17 protein-coding genes and 2 pseudogenes are annotated in these 21,000 nt (G+C 35.0%); 1 reads left to right on the top strand and 18 read right to left on the bottom strand.

Features of this window, described 5'->3' with window-relative positions:
• Nucleotides 1-3: 3 nt before the first annotated feature.
• Nucleotides 4-1,980, bottom strand: coding sequence for a tetratricopeptide repeat protein (locus ACMHJ2_RS10505; protein WP_413512847.1), 1,977 nt, complete (start codon nt 1,978-1,980; stop codon nt 4-6).
• A gap of 286 nt (nt 1,981-2,266) precedes the next feature.
• Here ACMHJ2_RS10505 and ACMHJ2_RS10500 point away from each other — a divergent pair, with 286 nt between their 5' ends.
• A complete protein-coding gene (locus tag ACMHJ2_RS10500) occupies nt 2,267-4,282 on the top strand; it encodes a BCCT family transporter (RefSeq protein WP_006266540.1) in 2,016 nt (671 codons plus the stop codon).
• A 76-nt stretch (nt 4,283-4,358) separates the two neighbouring features.
• Here the strand turns inward: ACMHJ2_RS10500 and ACMHJ2_RS10495 are convergent, their stop codons facing one another.
• The 17 genes and pseudogenes from ACMHJ2_RS10495 to ACMHJ2_RS10415 form a co-directional block, all read right to left on the bottom strand.
• The gene (locus ACMHJ2_RS10495; protein WP_341276810.1) at nt 4,359-5,510 is read right to left on the bottom strand and encodes a DUF3179 domain-containing (seleno)protein; all 1,152 of its coding nucleotides are present in this window, start codon (nt 5,508-5,510) and stop codon (nt 4,359-4,361) included.
• Between the two features lie 129 nt (nt 5,511-5,639).
• On the bottom strand, nt 5,640-6,962 hold the full coding sequence (locus ACMHJ2_RS10490) for a DUF389 domain-containing protein (protein ID WP_259638341.1): 1,323 nt from the start codon (nt 6,960-6,962) through the stop codon (nt 5,640-5,642).
• Between the two features lie 8 nt (nt 6,963-6,970).
• A complete protein-coding gene (gene nhaA, locus ACMHJ2_RS10485) occupies nt 6,971-8,293 on the bottom strand; it encodes a Na+/H+ antiporter NhaA (RefSeq protein WP_413512906.1) in 1,323 nt (440 codons plus the stop codon).
• Between the two features lie 173 nt (nt 8,294-8,466).
• Entirely contained in the window at nt 8,467-9,336 is an 870-nt protein-coding gene (locus tag ACMHJ2_RS10480; protein WP_413512846.1) for an SDR family oxidoreductase, read from the bottom strand.
• Between the two features lie 73 nt (nt 9,337-9,409).
• Complete coding sequence (locus ACMHJ2_RS10475) at nt 9,410-9,985, bottom strand: Crp/Fnr family transcriptional regulator (RefSeq protein ID WP_413512845.1); 576 nt, start codon at nt 9,983-9,985, stop codon at nt 9,410-9,412.
• Nucleotides 9,986-10,022: 37 nt separating this feature from the next.
• Nucleotides 10,023-10,124 (bottom strand): integrase core domain-containing protein, encoded by a 102-nt coding sequence (locus tag ACMHJ2_RS10470; RefSeq protein ID WP_413512905.1) that lies wholly within the window; start codon nt 10,122-10,124, stop codon nt 10,023-10,025.
• 828 nt (nt 10,125-10,952) lie between these two features.
• Nucleotides 10,953-13,214: a multicopper oxidase family protein gene (locus ACMHJ2_RS10465; RefSeq protein ID WP_413512844.1), complete on the bottom strand. Its 2,262-nt coding sequence runs from the start codon at nt 13,212-13,214 to the stop codon at nt 10,953-10,955.
• 86 nt (nt 13,215-13,300) lie between these two features.
• Complete coding sequence (locus tag ACMHJ2_RS10460) at nt 13,301-13,825, bottom strand: hypothetical protein (RefSeq protein ID WP_413512843.1); 525 nt, start codon at nt 13,823-13,825, stop codon at nt 13,301-13,303.
• A 114-nt stretch (nt 13,826-13,939) separates the two neighbouring features.
• Complete coding sequence (locus ACMHJ2_RS10455) at nt 13,940-14,149, bottom strand: ATP cone domain-containing protein (protein ID WP_413512842.1); 210 nt, start codon at nt 14,147-14,149, stop codon at nt 13,940-13,942.
• 21 nt (nt 14,150-14,170) lie between these two features.
• Nucleotides 14,171-16,246 (bottom strand): heavy metal translocating P-type ATPase, encoded by a 2,076-nt coding sequence (locus ACMHJ2_RS10450; protein ID WP_413512841.1) that lies wholly within the window; start codon nt 16,244-16,246, stop codon nt 14,171-14,173.
• Between the two features lie 80 nt (nt 16,247-16,326).
• The gene (locus ACMHJ2_RS10445; protein WP_413512840.1) at nt 16,327-16,806 is read right to left on the bottom strand and encodes a heme-binding domain-containing protein; all 480 of its coding nucleotides are present in this window, start codon (nt 16,804-16,806) and stop codon (nt 16,327-16,329) included.
• A gap of 34 nt (nt 16,807-16,840) precedes the next feature.
• Entirely contained in the window at nt 16,841-17,143 is a 303-nt protein-coding gene (locus tag ACMHJ2_RS10440; protein WP_413512839.1) for a hypothetical protein, read from the bottom strand.
• Nucleotides 17,144-17,222: 79 nt separating this feature from the next.
• Nucleotides 17,223-17,930, bottom strand: a pseudogene (locus tag ACMHJ2_RS10435) (efflux RND transporter permease subunit); the annotation flags it as partial.
• A 78-nt stretch (nt 17,931-18,008) separates the two neighbouring features.
• Nucleotides 18,009-18,596 (bottom strand): DUF3347 domain-containing protein, encoded by a 588-nt coding sequence (locus ACMHJ2_RS10430; RefSeq protein WP_413512838.1) that lies wholly within the window; start codon nt 18,594-18,596, stop codon nt 18,009-18,011.
• 300 nt (nt 18,597-18,896) lie between these two features.
• Nucleotides 18,897-19,427, bottom strand: coding sequence for a DUF3347 domain-containing protein (locus ACMHJ2_RS10425; RefSeq protein ID WP_413512837.1), 531 nt, complete (start codon nt 19,425-19,427; stop codon nt 18,897-18,899).
• 91 nt (nt 19,428-19,518) lie between these two features.
• The gene (locus tag ACMHJ2_RS10420) at nt 19,519-19,899 is read right to left on the bottom strand and encodes a hypothetical protein (RefSeq protein ID WP_413512836.1); all 381 of its coding nucleotides are present in this window, start codon (nt 19,897-19,899) and stop codon (nt 19,519-19,521) included.
• 322 nt (nt 19,900-20,221) lie between these two features.
• Nucleotides 20,222-20,497 (bottom strand): annotated as a pseudogene (locus ACMHJ2_RS10415) (helix-turn-helix domain-containing protein); the annotation flags it as partial.
• Nucleotides 20,498-21,000: the final 503 nt, after the last annotated feature.

Below are 21,000 nucleotides of genomic sequence, written 5' to 3'. Positions count from 1 at the left end.
TACTTATTTATTTAAAGGTATATTAATTGTTATGGAAGTCCCATATTTAACATTACTATCTATTTCTATACTTCCTTTGAGTTTTTCTAAACGCTCTCTTATATTGCGCAGTCCTATCCCTTGTTTCTTAACATTGGCAAACCCAACGCCATTATCATGAATAAGAATATTGAGGTGGTCATCGTGTTTGGTCAATTGTACCTCAGCACTTGAAGCCTTAGCATGCTTAACGATATTATTGACCAACTCTTGAACGATGCGATATGCACCAGCCAATACATCATCTGTCAACTTATTAATTTCTGTCTCTGGAAAAAAATAAGCTTTAATTGTCAAATTATTTTTCTGACTTACAGTATCGACGTATTCTTTCAAAAAACTACTAAATCCAATTGAAGAGAAAGCCAGTGGATGCAATTGATGCGATAGCAAACGCAGATCCTTACACGCATTGTTAATTGCTTCTTGCAAACGCTTAGTTTGTTCTCCCGTATCTTGCTGAGAGAAATGATGTTCAAAAGCAATCTTAATTCCTGCTAAATCACTTCCTATTCCATCGTGTAATTCTCGTGCTAATCGAGCTCTTTCTTCCTCTTGTCCTTTCTGATAGCGCTCGATCATAGAAATTTTATGATCTTTAACCATCTCATTAATCTTGTGATTCGCATTTTTCTCAACCTCCACCTGTAATTGTCTTTGTACTTTCAAACGTTGTAGATAAAAATACATCACAATAATAAAGAGAATTGACACCAAAATAAAACCAATGATAAAAGTATTACGAAGTTGTTTCTGACGAATGACAGCTTGCTCTACTTCTCTAAGCTCTACTTCTTTTAATTCTTGCTCCTTCTCCAGCAACTCTATTTTAGTTTCCTTTAATTCTGTTTCATATTGTTGTTGCAGATCTGCTAAATGCTTCTCTTTCTCAATACTATTAAATTTTGTATTATCGATTATACTTCGATATAAATAATTATATGCTTTTTCATATTGTTTTTGATCTGCATATAGGGAACCTAAATTCAAAAAAAAGTTAGTATTATAGGCTAATATAGAACGTTCTTCAGTAATACTCAATGCTCTCTCAAAATACTTAATTGCTTTCTTTGTATTCCCTACTTTACTCTCACACACTCCTAAATCATTCAATACGATAGCCATATCAGTGACATAATTTAACTCTTCAAGAAGCTTATAAGTATTCTCCAAGTGAGGTATAGCCTCTTTAAACTTATGCTGTTCTACTAATAGTTGAGCAAGGTTAATTTTAACATAGGCCTCAACTGTTTTATTTCCTTCCTCTTGACGAAACTTTAATACAGTCATATAATGCTCCTTAGCTTGATCAAACTTACGCTGCTCTTTCAAAATATTTGCGTAGTTAAACAATGTAGTCAATACCCCATCGGTATCCTCAATAGATTTATACAAATCATTCGCTCTTTTCAAGCTCTCTATAGCCTTATCATATTCATCCTTTTGTATATATAGTGTAGCAACATTCTGATACGCATTTGCCTCTTGAAGTACATCGTCTACAGCTCTAGCTTTTTCAATACATATCATAAAGCTCTCCATTGCCTTGGAGTATAACGATAAATTCTTATAACTAAGTGCTAATAGATTATAAGCAGCAGGTAAACCTTGCTCCATTTTTAATTTCTCTAAGGATTCAATAGTCTTCAATGCATATTCTATAGACTTCTTATAATCTCCATTAATAGAATTCAAATTTCCTAAAGAATAATAAGCACGAGCTTTTTCCTTCTCTAAGTTATGCTTTTCACTTAAAGCTAACCAAGCAAATGCGGCTTTTCTAGCTTCAAGTGGTTTGGAATATACATTCTGGGAATACACTTTCGATAATGAGTCAATAGTAACTCTCACTGGTTGCTGTGCAATACCCTTTGTGAAAATAAAAAAGATTACTAATTGAAAAATTAAAGTTACTCTACTATCACGATTAGATAAATTCAAAACAATTTTGTATTAATTTCTTATTATTTGCCGCATTCTTTTTAACTAAAATAGCAAAATAAAGCGACAAAAAAACATATGCTTCTGAGGCTTTATAGAAGACAAAACTACAATTTTTAACCTTTAAAAAAATGAAAGTTTACTAGAAATAAAAACTCCAAAAACATCTTCTTTTTAATTCTCAACAACGAAAAACACAGGATAAAACCACAAAAAATACTAAATATTATGTATATTCGAAACAAAAACAATAAAACTATATTTTTAATACATAAAAACAAAAATTATGTCTAAATTTCCTAGAATACGTACAACCTTGAGTAAAGGTGTTATTCTACCAAGTTTAATTTTTATTATTGGAGTCAGTTTACTTGCTGCAATTTTTCCACAGATAACTAATGAGCTATTAAACGTAATCAAAACATTCATCTTTGTTAACCTCAATTGGATATATGTATGGTCTGTAACTATATTTATTATCTTCTTGATTTATTTAATGGCCAGTAAATACGGTAATATTCGCTTAGGAAGAAATAATAGTAAACCCGATTATTCCTTCTTTTCATGGATATCAATGTTATTCGCTGCTGGTATGGGGATTGGGCTAATGTACTTCAGTGTTGCTGAGCCGATCCAACACTATTCAAATGAAGTTTTCAGTAACAATACCGCACTACAACGCGCACAAGATGCACAGATGTACACCTTCTTTCACTGGGGAATACACGCATGGGCTATTTATGCTATTGTTGGTCTAGCACTATCTTATTTTGCTTATAGATATCGTTTACCGCTATCTCTAAGAAGTTGTTTTTATCCTCTTTTAAAAGATAAAATAAAAGGTAAATGGGGAAATATGATTGACGTATTTGCCTTGTGTAGTACCTTCTTTGGTATTACAACAACATTAGGTTTTGGTGTTGTACAGATTAACTCTGGACTTCAAACCTTAAATATTTTACCTGAAAACAGCTTTATCTATCAAGTACTTATTGTAGCTGTATTAGTATCTCTATCTATTATCTCTGCTGTTAGTGGATTAGACAAAGGTGTAAAACTACTAAGTAGTATCAATATCATTGCTGTAGTCGTATTGCTTGTTTTCGTACTCGCTTTAGGTCCTACCGTTTATTTAATTGGAAGCTTTACAGAAGGTATTGGTAATTATATATCAAACTTCTTTACCATGACTTTTAGTACACACTCCTTTAATGATAAAACACAACCCTGGTTTTATGACTGGACTATCTTATACTGGGCATGGTGGATCTCATGGTCTCCATATGTTGGATTATTTATTGCTAAAATCTCTAAAGGACGTACTATTCGTGAATATATTGCTGCAGTATTATTACTACCGACACTATTCAACTTTATTTGGATGTCTGTATTCGGGAATAGTGCCATTTGGTTTGATATGAATGTAGCTGATGGTGCATTGAGTACTATTGCTAACAACCCAGATGCGTTAATGTTTGAGTTTTTAGCGTACTTACCTCTAAGTTCAATTACTAGCTTCTTAACTATATCAATTATCATCATATTTTTTGTTACTTCTGCAGACTCAGGAATGTTTGTAATGAACAGTATATCAACCAAGAATGCTAGAATATCCCCTAAATGGCAAACTATTGGATGGGGAGTATTACTAGCTGTATTAGCTTTGTTATTGTTAAACGCAGGTGGATTAGGTGCATTACAAAGCATGACCTTAATTACAGCTCTTCCATTCTCTATTATAATGCTATTATTTATCGTAAGCTTGATCAAAGCACTAGTTATCGATAAAAAATATTATGAAACTGACTTTTCTACTACAACGGTTACGTGGTCAGGAGATTCATGGAAAGAGCGATTAAAACAAATTGTATCCTTTGACGATAAAGAATCTGTACACAAATTTATTGATACGACAGTCAAAGAAGCCTTTAAAGAGCTAGAAACCGAATTTGCTAAAAATAATATTGATGCTGTTATCAATACTTATGAAGGTCCTTATCGACTAGAAATTGAGATTAAACACGACTTGGTAAATAACTTTATTTACGGTGTCAAAACAGAGTCTAAAATGGTTTCTGATTACTTATTATCAGAAGAAAACTTACCTGATATTAACGATAATAAAACCTTTTATCCAAAAGCTTATTTTGGTGATTATAGACAAGGTTATGATGTTCACATCTTTACTAAAAATGAGCTAATTTCTGACGTATTAAAACACTATGAACGATTCCTTGAAATTATATCTGAAGAGAAAAATGAAATGTTTATCAGTAGTGATTCCAATCATCGTTTAAGATAATATATTACTAGTCAACTTATTCTAGTATCAAAAAAGAACCATATTAGTTTAAAGTTAATATGGTTCTTTTTATATATTACAAATCAATGAACTGAGTATTTGGATGAAAGCGTTTCCAAGAAAACCAATACTCATCAGACAGCCGGATGAGAACTAAATTCTGCTTTTTGTCTCCCGAGAGATACTTTCCATTCAAATCCCAACGTTGAAAACCATTATCTGCTGTAATACATCTAGCTGATAAATCTAACGCTAAATCCTGCTTGTGATCCCATCTAAAAGCAATTACATTGTTTTGGTGAGCTACTAAAAAGAAATTAGCTGTTTCATTTACAACTAATCCTTGATTTAATATAGTTTGTTTTAAATAGACTACGTTTACATTATTTATCTTATCTACGATACCTATAACCCGTGTTCTAGCAGCAAAAGTCTTATCCCTGTTTTTACTAGATAATCCTGGTGTGAATTCTGAAACGACAATGCGTTTCCACAATCCTTTAATTGGAAGTTCAAAAGGTTTTAGATCACCTTCTTTCAATACTGGTAAAACAGGGGTTTCAAACATTTTCTTTACTTCCCTCCAAGTCACTATCTGAAAAGGAATAGCAATCAGTTCACTAGGGTGTAATTTCCCTACAAGTGATTCGAAGTTAGCCTGCTGAAAAAAGGTTCCTGTCTTGCGATCAGAGACAATCATATTGGCATGTTTAAACGAGCTAACATATAAAGGTCCTATAGCGGTAACATCAAAAGGAATAATACTTCTACACATTGCACAATAAGTCAATGACACCATCTTAGAACCAAACCAATCATTGATAATATGGTAGTGAATAACATAATCTAAAGGATAACACTTTACCACTCCATTGTATTCTATCACAGCTAACTCACTGTCATCGGGTAGTAAATCACCTGTTGTTACCTCTATAATATCTGGAAAATCTACTGCAATAAACATGCGTTCTTGCGTTAATCGATAAGCCAGAAACACTCCTAAAATTGCCAATATAAGAGAAAAATACCCTATCCAAGACCACTGGTCTAACCAAAAAAATGTCAATCCCCAAACTACTAATAAAACTACTATTGCTAATGGTAAACGTACCCTATTCATATAATATACCAAGCGAACAGGCACAAACTCTAACATTGTCATATAAACACCTGACATACCTATTAATATAGATAAAACACTCAAGCAAACTAAAACTGCTGTTTCCATCTTTCTCTTTTTTACATATGACAATTTACTTCATTTTAACAATATATTTTTCTCATTAGTAACAAAAAAAGAAAGCCCCCTACTCAAAAAATAAGTAAGGAGCTCTTTGATATGTTTTTAATTACTAAATTACTCTTTAGTATATACAGCTGGCTGGTATGTATTCACTACTAAAACAGTATCTACTTGTAATCGAGCTTTTAACCAATTCGTGATACGTATCTTCTCCGAATTTATAGGTACAACACTATCTTTATACATTAACACCCAATCAACTTGACTAGTTGTATCGGTTAGATTTCGCTCTACTTTACCTAAAGATACTTGTTCAAGTGATGGGAACAATACTCCGATCTCTCTCACCAAACCAGGCTCGCTCACTTTGTACTTAGCTAACTCGCGCTTTAAATCATTAATAATAACGTCTTTCTCGGATAGGTTACTATTTTGTTTATTGATTTCCTTCATGATTTCAGACTTGATATCTTGCTCATCTTGCTTGAAGGTCAAAGCTACATTATCTATTCCTTTTTCCTGTAGAAGTCGGTTATACATCTCTATATTCTCTTTAGACAATTTCTTATCCAAAAAGGCTAACTCTACCTTACGTGGCGAGGTATTATAATTAATTTTTTTATAGATAACTGTTACCCCTCTAGCAGTAAACTCTGTATTGATAAACTCCTCAACAGTCTTGGTAAATTTCTTCTCATTGAATAGATTATAGGCCAAGTAAAAACTTGGTATAATCAACACTAAAATCAATAAACTAATACCGTATCGCATACGTTTCTCCTTTTTTGTATCTAGTGCAGTCGCTGTAGGATATTTCAAGTATTTAATTACTAAGAACGTCGCTATACAAATAAAGAAACAGTTAATCATATACAGATAAAATGCTCCTAAAAAATAACTAAAATTAAAAGTTGCTAAACCATATCCTGCAGTACATAAAGGAGGCATCAAGGCTGTAGCAATCGCTACTCCTGGAATAGGATTTCCTTTCTCTACTCGAGTAATTGAAATCACTCCCACTAATCCACCAAAAAAAGCAATCAACACATCATAAATCGTCGGTGCAGTACGAGCAAGTAATTCTGATTGTACATCTTTAAATGGGCTTAAATAAAAATAAACTGAAGATACAACCAAACTTACAATTGTAGCTACAACCAAGCTTTTAATAGAAATCTTCAGTAATAAAAAGTTATAGGTACCAAGTGCAAAACCAGCTCCTACAATTGGTCCCATCAATGGTGAGATCAACATAGCTCCAATTACCACCGCTGTAGAATTTACATTTAATCCGATCGACGCAATGATAATTGCACATGCCAAAATCCAAAGATTTGATCCTTTAAAAGCAATATTTGCTACTATATTTTCAAGGACTTTTTCGCCCTTCTCCTCACCTTTGTGAAGATTGATGTAATCAAAAAACTTACTAGTCATTTAAAACATTATTTCGTTGACTTACTCAATACCATATAGCCTAGTACACCACCAATGATGGATGCTACAAAAATACCTATCTTCGCTTGAGTCATGTACTCCTCATTAGTAAATGCTAACGAAGTTACAAACAAAGACATTGTGAATCCAATAGAAGCTAGCAAACCTAATCCTAATAGATTTTTCACATTCATTCCTTCAGGAAAAGGAGCTACTTTTAATTTCACTAAAAGCACTGTAAATCCAACTACTCCAACTACTTTTCCTACTAATAAGCCAAGAGCTACACCAAGAGCTACATTAGTACTAAACAAGTGCCCCATATCAATATCTAAAGATACCCCAGCATTAGCTAAAGCGAATATAGGGATAATTAGATAGGTTACCATCGGATGCATCATATGTTCTAAACGCTGTAATGGAGGAGTAGCTGCACTACTTGTATGCTCAATCTCTTCTAAGATATGCAATTGTTCGTTTGTTAATGTCGGAATTTTATCATTGGGATCAATGCCTCTAAACCTATCTAACAAACCTTGCATCTTATCGCCATATACTTTCTCGCTAATTCTCACATTTGCAGGAATTGTAAAAGCAGCTAATACTGCTGCAATTGTCGCATGTACTCCTGAAAGCAAAAATGCTGTCCAAACTCCACCAATACCCAAGATTGCATAAAACATAATATTTCTAACTCCCATTTTATTTCCCAAATACATCACTAATAAAATAGCAGCACCAATGATTAAATGTAACATAGAAATCTCAGAGGTATAAAAGAATGCAATCACAAGTACCGCTCCTAAGTCATCTACAATCGCCAATGCAGTTAAGAAAACCTTTAATGTCAAGGGTATACGACTACCCAATAAATACAAGACGCCCAAGGCAAAAGCAATATCTGTTGCCATCGGAATTCCCCATCCATTAGACATCTCTCCATTTGGGTTTAGAAAAAAATAAATACCCGCAGGAACAATCATTCCTCCTAATGCAGCTCCAATAGGAAGCATTGCTTTACGTGGGTTTGATAATTCTCCAGCTACAATCTCTCTTTTTAACTCTAGCCCTACAACAAAGAAAAAGATAGCCATTAACCCATCATTAATCCAGTGGTGAATACTATATTCAAAGAAGCTATTGCCTGCCCATTGAAAACCAAATTTATACTCTAATATGTGATGGTACTGTTCTTTAAATGATGTATTTGCTAATATTAACGCTATAATCACACTTATACCTAGAACGATCCCTCCAGATTTTTCTTGTTGCATAAATCGCTGTATCGGTGATACCATCCTCTCAATAGGTGTTTTGTCCAATTGCCTCATAAAAATAACTCTTCTTTTTTTAATGTTATACATAGTTTACAAACTCAAAAATAGAAAATTAATTTTGTTAGCTACTATACGACAGTTATTTCTATGAATTCTTATCCTTATTTAACTTTTATAAGATTTTTACTACAATAAAATATAATTAAGGAAAATCTTAGTATAAAACATCATTCTACTAATTTCTGTGCTTTTTCTTCAAAAAAGTCTTTTAAATGCTTTTGTCCATATTTAGGTGCTACATTATCCATGGCCATTGCAGTTAAGAAAAATTCATAAGGACCATATCTTTTTGATGTTGTAAACAAACGAAGTGCTTTTATAATAAGAACACGCAAAAAATCAGGACAACAAGTAATTTTTCTTTTTTTTCCTAAAGTATCTAGTGCTAATTGCGCTAATTCTTTTTGACTAAAAACATCGGGGCCTCCTACTGCGCATTCTTTATTGATTCCTTGCATTTGTTCAATACAAAACTGCGCTAAGTCTTCACCGTCAATTGGATTAAGTTTCTTCTCTCCTTTACCAAATAAATAAACTCGACCTGACTTAGCCATCATTAAGAAATCAAGCATATCCGAAAAGAAGCCATTAGGACGAATAATTCGATAATCCAATCCAGAAACCTTTAATTGATCTACAAATCCCTCTTTTGCTTGAAAAATTTTTAAATGTTTTAATTGATTTCCATGAATGGCCGAAACATATAAAAAACGCTTTACTTTCGTCTTTACTGCTTCTTGAAGAAGATTCATATTCCCTTGGTAATCCACATCCATATAACTTAACCCTTCCTTCTGCCTGGTAATTCCCACAGTAGAAAACACCCAATCTATAGTTAATGTACACCCTTTTATTGTTTCAGATCTAGTTATTTCACCTATAAAAATTTCATCTGCCAAAAGCACCTTTTCTTTTTGATTTTCAGATCGAATTAAGACACGGACCCAATAACCATTTCGTTTCAATTCTCTTACTATATAACCTCCTAAATATCCCGTAGCTCCTGCTACTAATACTCTTATTTGTTGATTTATCATAATACTTACAAATTACTACTATAACAAAACTACAGTATATAGAATACAAAAACCCTTGACAATCGTCAAGAAATTACCCTTTAACTACACGTTGTTTGATTCTACTTAATGTCTCAGGAGAAACACCTAAATACGTTGCAATATGGTGTTGAGGTACACGAAGAAATAAATCACCTTGATTAGCAAGCAAATCAACATATCTTTGCTCTGCAGATTTTGTAACAAATGATGCTATCAAACGTTGAGCAGTTAATAATTCATTTTCTACTGCGATACGAGCTATTTGTTCAAAAGTAATAGATTGCTTTAAAAGCTGTTCAATTGAGGATTTTGAAATAATAGCTAAAATCGTAGGTTCTAATGCTTCATAATTTTCTTGCGCAGGTCTATTAAACGTATAACTATCCCCCACACAGATAAACTGTCCTTCTGTATAAAAGAAAGCAGTTTTATCAACCCCTCCAACATTATAAAACAAACGGACACAACCTTCTAATACAAAATAAATAGCATCTGCGATATCTCCTTCTTGAAATATAACAGCGTTTTTATTATAAGAACGAAGTTTAACAGCGCTTTTTAAAAAAGTTTGCTCCTTCAAAGTTAGCGGCATATAAAGCTGGATAGAATCAACTAGTTTAGTAATCATACATCAATAGTATTATTAAAACAACAAAAATATAAGTCTAGCAATGATATAAAAAAATATTAATATCCTCTCTAAAAAATCGGTTAAAACGTTCTATATATCCATTGTGCATTAGTCTACCAGGCTGGGTATATTTAATTTCTATAAAATTCTTCTCACACCAGTTTACAAAGGTTTTAGAGGTAAACTCAGGACCGTTATCGCATCTAATGTACTTCGATACCTATTGTTTTTAATGTTTCTATTGATAACCTATATTACTCTAATAGATACTTTGCCCTTTCTATTTTATCTGCTGAGCTTAGAACTTTTTTGACAGAATATCTTTAAACACCTTATTGTCTAAACTAACATCAGCATACATCTACTTGAGCTTGCGATTTTCTTCTTCAAGTTCTTTTAAACGTTTCAGCTCTTGTTTTCCACTCCACCATACTTCTTTCTCCAATGGAAAAACGTGCGCCTATCAATACCTAACTCTCAAAAGATTTCGCTTACTGATCTTCCCTGTTCATTTTCTTTGATAGCTTTAATTATTTGGCTCTCACTAAAATTACTTGTTTTTATACTTGACAGTTTTATTTAAAGTTAATAATTTCGAATTAACTACTGTCCGATTTTTAGGGAAGTCTACACTTTTTGGAAATTCCAAATATCACTCGACTTTTAGATCCTCAAAATAAATAATTTTCACTATCTTTACTTTACTCACTTTTTAAGGCGTGAGCTATTAGGTGAGTTGGTTTTTCTTAAACAAGACAATTTATTGATTTAAAGATATTTACGAGGGTTGGTTCGAATCCTGCCACCCCGACTTATAGAGCATTAAATTGCTACTAAATCCGTAAATATTAAGTATTTACGGATTTTTTTTTGAATATATCATAAAAATCCCTTGTAAAGTTGTTATATTGTATTGCGTGATATATTCATCAAGGTCAAAATCTAGACCTTGATGAATAAAAATTTAATAAGAAAGTGTTAAGCCAAATCCCCAACCCATATCACTGTCATAATGAGTCGAAAGAGCCGAGTTTTTAGTTAAAATGTATTTAAAACCTCCCATATATTCTTTGTCTGTATTCACAGAAAATGCTCCTCTCAATCGGGGGGTTAACGGGATATCTTCCCTTCGCAGCTGCAAACGAACAATACCATCCGTAAAAACCTCCGCTTGAAAATCTACTAGCATGGGCAGGGTATATACAAAACCAACACTGACTTTCGCCCTATTGTTTTTTGTATTCTTTTGTCCAAATATGTTTTTTTCAATTTCATGGTGTCCAAACTCTCTGTACCGCCAATCGAATCCGACAAAAGGCATAAACCATTGCATATTCCCAATGTATCTTCCAATATGTGTTTCGGTTTCGTATCCATGTTTATCATTGTAACCTAATCTCCATTCTGTTCCGAAGCTCCATCTTGTGTTTTGCAACATCACCTGTCCATCATTACCATTGGTAGCGAAGTCATTTTCCGCCATCACGTGCAATTCATTGCTTTCTCTTTGAAGCTTTTTATACGCATATTTCTTATCTGGTAGCTCCGGATTTTGATAGTCACCGACTTCGAATACCCTATTCATCCCTGCCATCATATGATATAAAATGTGGCAATGAAAGAACCAATCACCTTCTGTGTTCGCAGCAAATTCTATGGTATCCTTTTCCATTGGCATGATATCAATTACATTTTTCAACGGCGATTGAACTCCATGGCTATTTAAGACCCTAAAATCAAATCCGTGAAGGTGCATAGGATGACGCATCATCGAATTATTGACGATGGTTATCCGAAGTATTTCACCCTTTTTTACCGGAATTTTATCTACCTCAGAAAGCACTTTATTATCCAGACTCCATACATATCTGTTCATGTTGCCTGTCAAAGTGAAAGTGAGTTCTCTTATCGGCTGGTCTTTGGGCAATTCAGTATTGTATGGTGATTTGAGCATGTCATAATTTAAGGTTACGATATCAGCATTCCCCATATCATGAGCGGAATGATCCATGGTTTCATCCATTTGCATCTTATTCTCTTCTTGATTACCGATGATTTCTGGATACATCACGGCATTCATATCCATTTTCTGAAGGCTCATGTTCATTCCCATATCTTTCATATCACCATTCATTTTCATCATATCGTTCATCATCTTCATCCCTTCGAAGTATTTTAGATTTGGTAGTGGTGGATGCACTTGCTTAGCACCTTCTCCGATAAAAATTGAGGTTGATTTTGTACGATCCTCCGGTGTCACCAGAAGTTCATATGAAACATCTTTTTGTGGGATAGTTACTACTATATCATACGTTTCCGAAACACCTATGATCAACCTATCAACTTCAACAGGTTCGACATCATTACCGTCATTGGCAACCACCGTAAATTTCCCTCCCGCATAATTCAGCCAAAAATACGATGAGGCACCTCCGTTGGCTATTCTCAATCTTACTTTATCACCAGCTTTAAATTGAGAAAGTTGTTGCCCATCTGCTCCATTGATCATAAATTCATCATAATATACATCACTAACATCCATAGCAAGCATACGCTTCCATTCATTCGTTACTTTAGTCTTGAAATGTCCTTCTTTTATAGCCTCCAAATAGCTTTGCGTTGTTCCCTTTTTGATAGCGAACCAGTCATTAGCATTATGCAGCATTCTATGGACATTATTGGGGTTTAAGTTGGTCCACTCACTTAGGATTAAAGGTATAGCTGGGAGATCATCGATCCCCTTTCTAAAAGTTGGATCATCCTGACGCTTTTTCATTATAAACGAACCATACATACCGATCTGTTCCTGTAACCCCGAATGGGAATGATACCAATGGGTTCCTGACTGAATTATAGGAAAACTATAGGTGTATGTTGAATGAGGTTTGATCGGCTTCTGCGTAAGCCATGGTACGCCATCCTCTCCGTTCGGTAACATAACACCATGCCAATGCAAAGAAGTTACTTCATCCATCATATTGTGCACCACAATTTCAGCCGTATCACCCTCAGTGAACGTGAGTGTAGGCATTGGAATTTGTCCATTAACTGCAATGGCTCTTTTCGGTTTCCCTCCATAATTTACGACTGTATCCTTTACATAAAGATCATACCTTACTACTTTTCCTCCCTTGATATTCTTTTTCGGAAGAACAGGAATGACCTTTTGGTCTTGTACTTCTGGTAAATGCCCTGTTTGAGCATAAACACCTATGTGTATCAACATTAATACTGATAACAATGTGTATATTTTAGTTTTCATTTGAATATGTTTTACTAATCCTTAATAAACCATTTAACTTAATCTGTGTTTCATTTATTTCTTCTGCATAAATTAGCAGACTCCTTAATAACATCAGGTATTCTTCTTTCGTCAATACCGAGATTCCTTAATACATCGGCATTTAGGCTTTTGCAAAGAACGACACCTATTTCCAGTAACTTGTGTTTCTCTTTTTGTAACAACGACACTATAGCCGTAACCGGATGTAATCCCAGTTTGTCAATTCTGTCTTTCAGACCATCATTAAGTGGAAAATCCCAGGACATCATCTTTAAATTCGAACAGGTACCATAAGTAATAGCATCGGTAGAAAATCTAGTGTTGGTAACTAGCCACCCAAAAAACTTCCTTAACAAATTAGTACTTACCTCTTTCCAATTATCCTCTACATCCCAAAACCTTGCCCGAACATATAGTGAGTGCTGTATACTACAGTATATCTTGCTTGTCGAGTGAAATTTACATTCCATCATATTCAATTCCGATATATTTTCTGCAATTACATCTATCTCATGATCCACACAATTTCCTGACACGGTAATACCTGTTTTCACAGAATATCCTTCTGCTAAAAAAAGTGCCCCTACCTATTGGCTCAAATGGAAATCCAGACGGACCTAGTGCAAAAATTGCCTTTTTAAGGTTGTATCTTCCGGCCAAAGCCTTATTTACTTTCTTAAGAGACTGGAATACAATTTTATAGATTTCCCCTGTAGGGATTCCAACATAAATAATTTTATATACTTGCTGTAAATAGAGGTAATATCCCCTTCTTCAGCACCTACTTTGCGCAGAACCTTTATTATCCTATTCGGATCAAAAGGCACGATTCTTCCGTCACTTTTGGTTACCCTTATTTGTGGTTTGGTATTTTCCATTTGAGCTATAAGTTTAATTTTCTATTTCTTATTCAGCCTTAATAAGGTTGCATTGAAAGCAACGACGATGGTACTAACACTCATCAAAACTGCTCCCATAGCTGGGCTCAAGACAAAATGTGGATATAATACACCTGCGGCTAGCGGAATGGCAACTATATTATAACCGACTGCCCATATCAAATTTTGTATCATTTTCCTATAGGTTCGCTTTCCAAAATCTATCAATTTTACAACATCTCTTGGGTCACTATTTACCAGAATAATATCTGCTGTTTCAGCTGCCACATCCGTTCCGGAACCCATGGCAATCCCAACATCGGCTTGTGCCAATGCAGGGGCATCATTTACGCCATCCCCTGTCATAACTACAATCTCACCCTTTGCTTGATATTCCTTTACAGTTTCTTGTTTATTATGCGGCAAGACATTTGCCAAGAATCCATCCATTCCCAAATTGTTGGAAACCGATGCGGCGATTTTCTCATTATCTCCAGTTAAAAGAAATGATTTTATTCCCATTTCTTTAAGTTGGCGGATGGCTTCTTGAGAGCCTTCTCTTATACTATCCGCCAAAGTGATAATACCAACTACATTCCCCTCGATTAATACATAGTTTATAGTTTCTATATCCTGATCAATCGTTGATGGGGTGGCCGGGATTTCTATTTTATTTGCTGTAAAATAATTTGGTCCCGCAGCAACTACCTCTTTTTTGTTTACCAGTCCTTTAACCCCCATCCCTTGCATGTATTGAAAGTTCTCCGATTTCCATAATGGAAGTCCCTTTTCTTTAAGAAGTTTTAGCATCCCCTTTGCAATATGGTGCTCAGAATTTTGCTGTACAGCAGCAGCGTACTGGATAATCTCTTCTTCGGTAAAACTATCTAAAGCAATAACTCTTTGTACTGCATGAGAACCCTCGGTCAGTGTTCCAGTCTTATCAAAAATAACTGTCGTTAAATTGCGAGTAACCTCAAATGCTGTCCGATTCCGAATAAGTAACCCATTGGTCGCAGATAGTGTGGTAGAAATAGCAACCACTAGAGGAATCGCTACCCCCAATGCATGAGGACACGCAGTGACCATAACAGTAACCATTCTTTCCAATGCAAAGGCTAAATCTCCATTTATGTTATACCAATACCCAAATGTTGCGACACCGACCCCGATCGCAACGAAAGTAAGCCATTTGGCAACCTTATCTGCAAGGTTTTGCGTGCTCGATTTTGCATTTTGAGCATCTTGTACAAGATTGATTACCTTATTAAGATAAGTGTCTTTCCCAACTCCTGTAGCTTTGACTTTCAACGCTCCATCTCCATTTATAGCTCCAGCTATAACCTTTGATTTTATTTCTTTCTTTACTGGAACACTTTCCCCGGTAAGCATACTCTCATTTACATATGAGACCCCATCAATGACCTTACCATCTGCAGGGATTTTCTCTCCGGGTCTGATAATGACAATATCATTGTTAACTAACTCCCCCAGTTTTATTTTAAAGGCCTCCCCATCTCTTTCTACTGTCACTTCATTTGGTAAGAGAGCCACCAAGGTTTGAAGTGCTCTGGAAGCAGCCATTTGAGAACGCATCTCTAACCAATGTCCGAGCAGCATAATTACGATTAGTGTTGCCAACTCCCAAAAGAAATCCATTCCTTGAAGACCAAACACCACTGCCGAAGAATAGAAGTAAGCTACTGAAATAGCGATGGCCACTAAGGTCATCATCCCAATGGCTTTCGCCCTGATTTCCCCAACGATGCCTTTTAAGAAGGGCATACCTCCATACAGATAAATTAACGTTCCAAGAGCAAACAGCATGTACTTGTCTCCAGCAAAACCAAATTGGAATCCAAACCATTCTTGGATCATAGGCGAAAGAACAAGAATGGGTACAGTAATGATTAAACTGATCCAAAATCTTTTTAGAAAATCATGTGTATGATGACCTTCATGTTTATCGTGTTGGTGCCCTAAATGGTCGTGACTATCTGTTTTTCCAAAAGGAACTAAGTCCATTCCACATAAAGGGCATTTCCCAGGCTCATCTTTAAGTATCTGGGAGTGCATTGGGCATGTATATTTTCTCATAATAACAATTTATGATTAATTTATTTATGAATTATTAACTTATAACACTCAAAATCTGCCTTTTCGGCTAATATTCTAAATCACTGATTTTCTATCAACGAATTAAAGTAATCCAATAACAGTTGTTTATCCTCCGCACTCAAACGAGCCCCCTCGTGCATCCATAGATAAGAGTCCAATGGCATCTTATCTTGTTCGATTTGCTTGGTAATTTGCGTAAATCTTGAATTGAGTTTCCTAGAGCCATCAGGTGGTAATTCGTCAAAATTCAACTTTTCCTTTCCTTCTTTAATGTGTTTATCCAGCATCCAAGCCATGGGTTGAATCTCACTGTACCAAGGGTACTTCGTGTTATTACTATGGCAGTCATAGCAAGAAACAGCCAAAATAGCGTTGACCTGTTCACTAACTTGAAAGGTATCGACAAAAGTCTTTCCTGCCGGAGTGAGCGATATATTCTTTTGAGGTCTTACTAACTGAATTAATAATAAAACAGCTAGCAAAACCATAATGATTAGTTTTGATTTAGAAATTGTATTTTTTGTTCTTATGCTTTCCATAGCGAACTAATTAGATTATTAATGTTTAGCGATCTTACGAACAACAACTTGGCAAATCATCATAAACTGCTTTAAGTGCTTTGTCAAATTCTGTATCATGACCAACGTTAGCAATAGTTTGACTTATTTTGCTCTTTGAGGTTGCTTTTGAATCCAAATCCAAATGGATAACTTTGGCCTCCACATTCCATTTTGCAGAAATAACGACTTTGACACCTTTGGCTGCTTTCGCAATCCGACTTTGACACATCTCACAGTTTCCAGAAACTTGAAACATATCGTGTACCTTATCGGCGATATCGAATTCATTCCCCGCTGAATCATCGTTGTTCATCATGTTAATCTTCCCTTCCAACTGTGCGCTGGCATCGACAACGAATGTTCTTTAAGTAACGATTTCTTCACCATTTTCCAATCCCGATATCAAAATTGCTATTTTGAATAGCGGACATGATGTCCATGACGGACACATAGGCACGCATAACGTCAGGATAAATATCGACTTGGTATTCCTTCACAAATCCTCCAATGGAGGCCACTTCAGAAACCCCTTCTGATGCTGCTAAATTATACTTAGCGTAAAAATCATGAACTGTGCGCAGTTCATCTGGATCCCAGCCGCCAGTTGGTTCACCTGTTTCAGGATTACGTACCTTTAAGGTGTACCAAAACACCTGACCCACTGCCATAGCATCTGGTCCTAACGAAGGAATTACTCCGGTTAAAAGGGCACCTGCAAGTAATGAATTTAGTTTTTCTAAAATTCGCGAACGGCTCTAACAAAATTCAACATCCTCCTCGAATATAATATAGAGAAAGGACATCCCAAACATGGAGCTGCCTCGAATTGTTTTTACCCCGGGAATTCTCAGAAGATATGTAGTAAGTGGATAAGTAATCTGTTCTTGGAGATCTTTGCGAGATCTTCCCATCCATTCTGTCGCTACTATTTGCTGATTTTTATCTATATCCGGAATAGCATCTTAAGGAACTGGGTCACTTGGCAAAAGGTTCTGATGCCAATTAAAGGGTGCGGTTATCAGCCCCCAAGTGACTACTATAATCAACAATAGAATTGAACTAATTCTATTGTTTAGAAAGTATTTAATACTATTATTAAACATATATACAGTTTTATATATTAATTTTCAGCATACAGACTTTCACTTTATTTAAATCTGCATGCTGAAACATCTTTAATCTTACTTTAACTCTTCTTGAATCTCTCCACAGGTAAGTTTGTTTGCTCCGTAGTAAGGGTTCTTAATCTCTTTACTGTCACTTAACCAATAAGCACCTTTATTGTTATTATACATCGAGCAATAAACCTTATACAAAGTTTTTTTAGTACCAAATTCCTTTGCTATATCATAAAAATCCTTGCTCATTGTCACCAAATGTTCACGCTGGTGAGCGATATTGCCAATATTATCAGCAATATGTTCCGCATGTTCTTTAATGTCTTCGGCAATATCCTGATAGGTCGCCTTGTCTTCGGCGCTAAAACTGTCTGTTTTGACTTTTGAAAGAGCTTCTAGCATTCCTTTAGAAGCATTGGCTGCTTCTTTATCATTATCTGACGATAATGCAAATGTGAGATGCTCGTAGTGAGAAAACAATTCAGAAAAATCTCCGTGCTCCGTGGATTCCGCACTATTGGTTGAAGGCACTGTTTCAGCAGCTTGATTCGAAGATTGCTCTGTGCTTGCTGCTTCTTTCGCTGGATTTCCGTTACAAGCTGCTAATACCAGTACTGAAGAGGCGATTAAGCCTAAAAATAAATGTTTCATTGTCATGATTTTTATTAATTGTTAAAACTGTTGTATGTAATTTATATATGTTGCTTTATTTTCAAAGAGGACGCCTTGGCATGATTACCTGTAACGGCTATCATTGCGGTCGCTATCTCTTCCTGTTTTTTTGAACGATTATTGGGTACTATGTCGTTTTGCTGAATGCTTTATGATCGCTTTCCATTACAGACTGCTCCACAATTTTACGACCGCTTTAGAGTTTCCATTGCAAACAATCCGTGCTTGCTTGCAATGGAAACAACTATAGAAAATGTGACTTCACACCTAATGCAATTGCTATTTAATAGTTTCAGTCACACTTCCACAAGTCAGCATCTTATTGCCATAATAAGGGTTTTTGATTGCTGACTGTTTACTTAACCAGTTTGCTCCCTTGCCATTGTTGAACATTGGACAATGTTGGTAATAAACTGGTACAGCTTGTTTAGATACTTTTGTCAGTTCATATATACTTTTGGAAAGTAAGTCAAAGGCTTCTCTTTGTTTTGAAACGTCTTTGGATTTTGAAATAGCCTCTGCACTACCGGTCAAATCTTTCGCTACTTTCATCCATACATTATGCTCTTCTGTGGAAAGCTTGCCCATGTCCACGGCTTTAATAGCCGTAACCATACTTTTGGCATTTGTAGCTGCCATATCCGCATCATTGCTTATCAGCGCATCTTTGATGGAAAAATAGTTGTCGGAAATAGTTGTAAGTGGAGAGACGTTTTGAGCCACTTCATTTGCAGGTTTGATTTTGGCAAACCCATTTAAACTTGATAGTAATACAGTAGTTACCATCAATATTTTTGATATTGATTTCATCTGGTTGATTTTTTTAAATAATAAAATAAGGTATTATCGAAATCTAGTTCAGCTTTCGACAAGACGCACTTTTGGCTAGTAAGCCCTTAGTTTAACCTATTTTAGGTGGTTGCCAGATGGAATGAAACCCTGAAGAATAATAGGGTTGTTTATATAATGGGAATGATTTTTTGTCACCAAAAAGAAATATTTCCTGAGAATCTTTAATATCGTGTATCAAATATGTAGGAGAAGAACTTTGACAATAATTCTGACAGCAATTTCCCGAACAATCGGTATCTGCTCCTGTCTTATCTTTACAGCAATCTTTTTCACAAGTACTTAGGTGATTACTGTGATGCGAATCGTCATAACAAGATTTATCTTTTTTAATGACTTCGGTGGTATGAGATGAGCATGCCAAGGCTTCTCCCGGGATTAGAAAAAATCCCAGTAAGCTTATACTTAACAATATCTTCAGCATATTAGACATATACACTAGTTATAATAAACTTCATCTCATTGCAAACTTAGACTATTTTTTGTAAACCGTATCGTTTTTGCCAAAAAAGTAATGTTAGGCACAACAATTATATTATTATGTCCACCAAAGATTGCTTTTCTATTGAACTTTAGGAATATCAGGAATTGGTGAGTTCTATTTTAAAACCTGCCTGTTCCACTATGTCGATCACCTCTTGTTCAGTTACGTCATCGGATGTAATGGTTAGCACCTTATCCTTGCTGTCTGTATCAACTTTCCAATGAAAAACTTTATTAGCTTCGTCCAAATGAGGTTTTATAGATGCAATACAATGGCATGGAGACAGTTCGGTTACCTTTTTGAACTGGTTACTTAAATAGGCTACGCTTGAATACTTCAGGCAGAAAGCAATTTGACTCAAAGTCAATTCGTCATAGACGAGTAATTCTTTTACCTTTTCAATCTTCTCGGCGATAAAGTATTTTTCAATGGTAGTAACTTCTAATTCCGAAAACAGGTTCGATAAATAATTGTAGTCGTGGTGCAGTTTATTACTCAATACATCCGAAAGATTGGTTTTGGCATCCTTATCCTGATAATGAACTAGCTAAATGATCAAATTTCTTGACACTTATATATTTAGATGTACTAACATATTTAAAAAAAAACCACTTCTATTTCTTCTTTGGTCAATAACTTATGAGCTTTTTGAGTAAAACTTGCTCTAAAGCTCTCTGAATTATCCAGTACTTCTTTTCCTTTTTTAGTTATACTTAAATAAAAAGTACGTCAATCTTCTTTGGATTGTGTTTGCTTTACAAAGTCTTGCTCAATTAAAAATTTAATCTGCCTAGAAATAGCTCGCGCACTAACTTTAAAATCATTGGCTATCTGCTTACCTGTTCTGTTTCCATGGTGTGGTAGATATTCAGGATCAATCCTAAAAGTTGTGTTTATGCAAAAAATTTAGTCAATCTGTATAGAAAGAATTCAATATCTCTAACCCCGTTATACATCATTCTAAAGTATTTAATTTTGGTATTGCAAGATTCAGCAGAAACATTTGTTTTGTCTTTCAGAGCCTAATCTTTCCTCTGCTAACATTTAAAG

Source organism: Myroides odoratus, assembly GCF_965118575.1.
GTDB lineage: Bacteria > Bacteroidota > Bacteroidia > Flavobacteriales > Flavobacteriaceae > Flavobacterium > Flavobacterium odoratum_B.
Note: the sequence above shows the minus strand (reverse complement) of the source record. Positions and strands in the feature narration are given on the sequence as shown.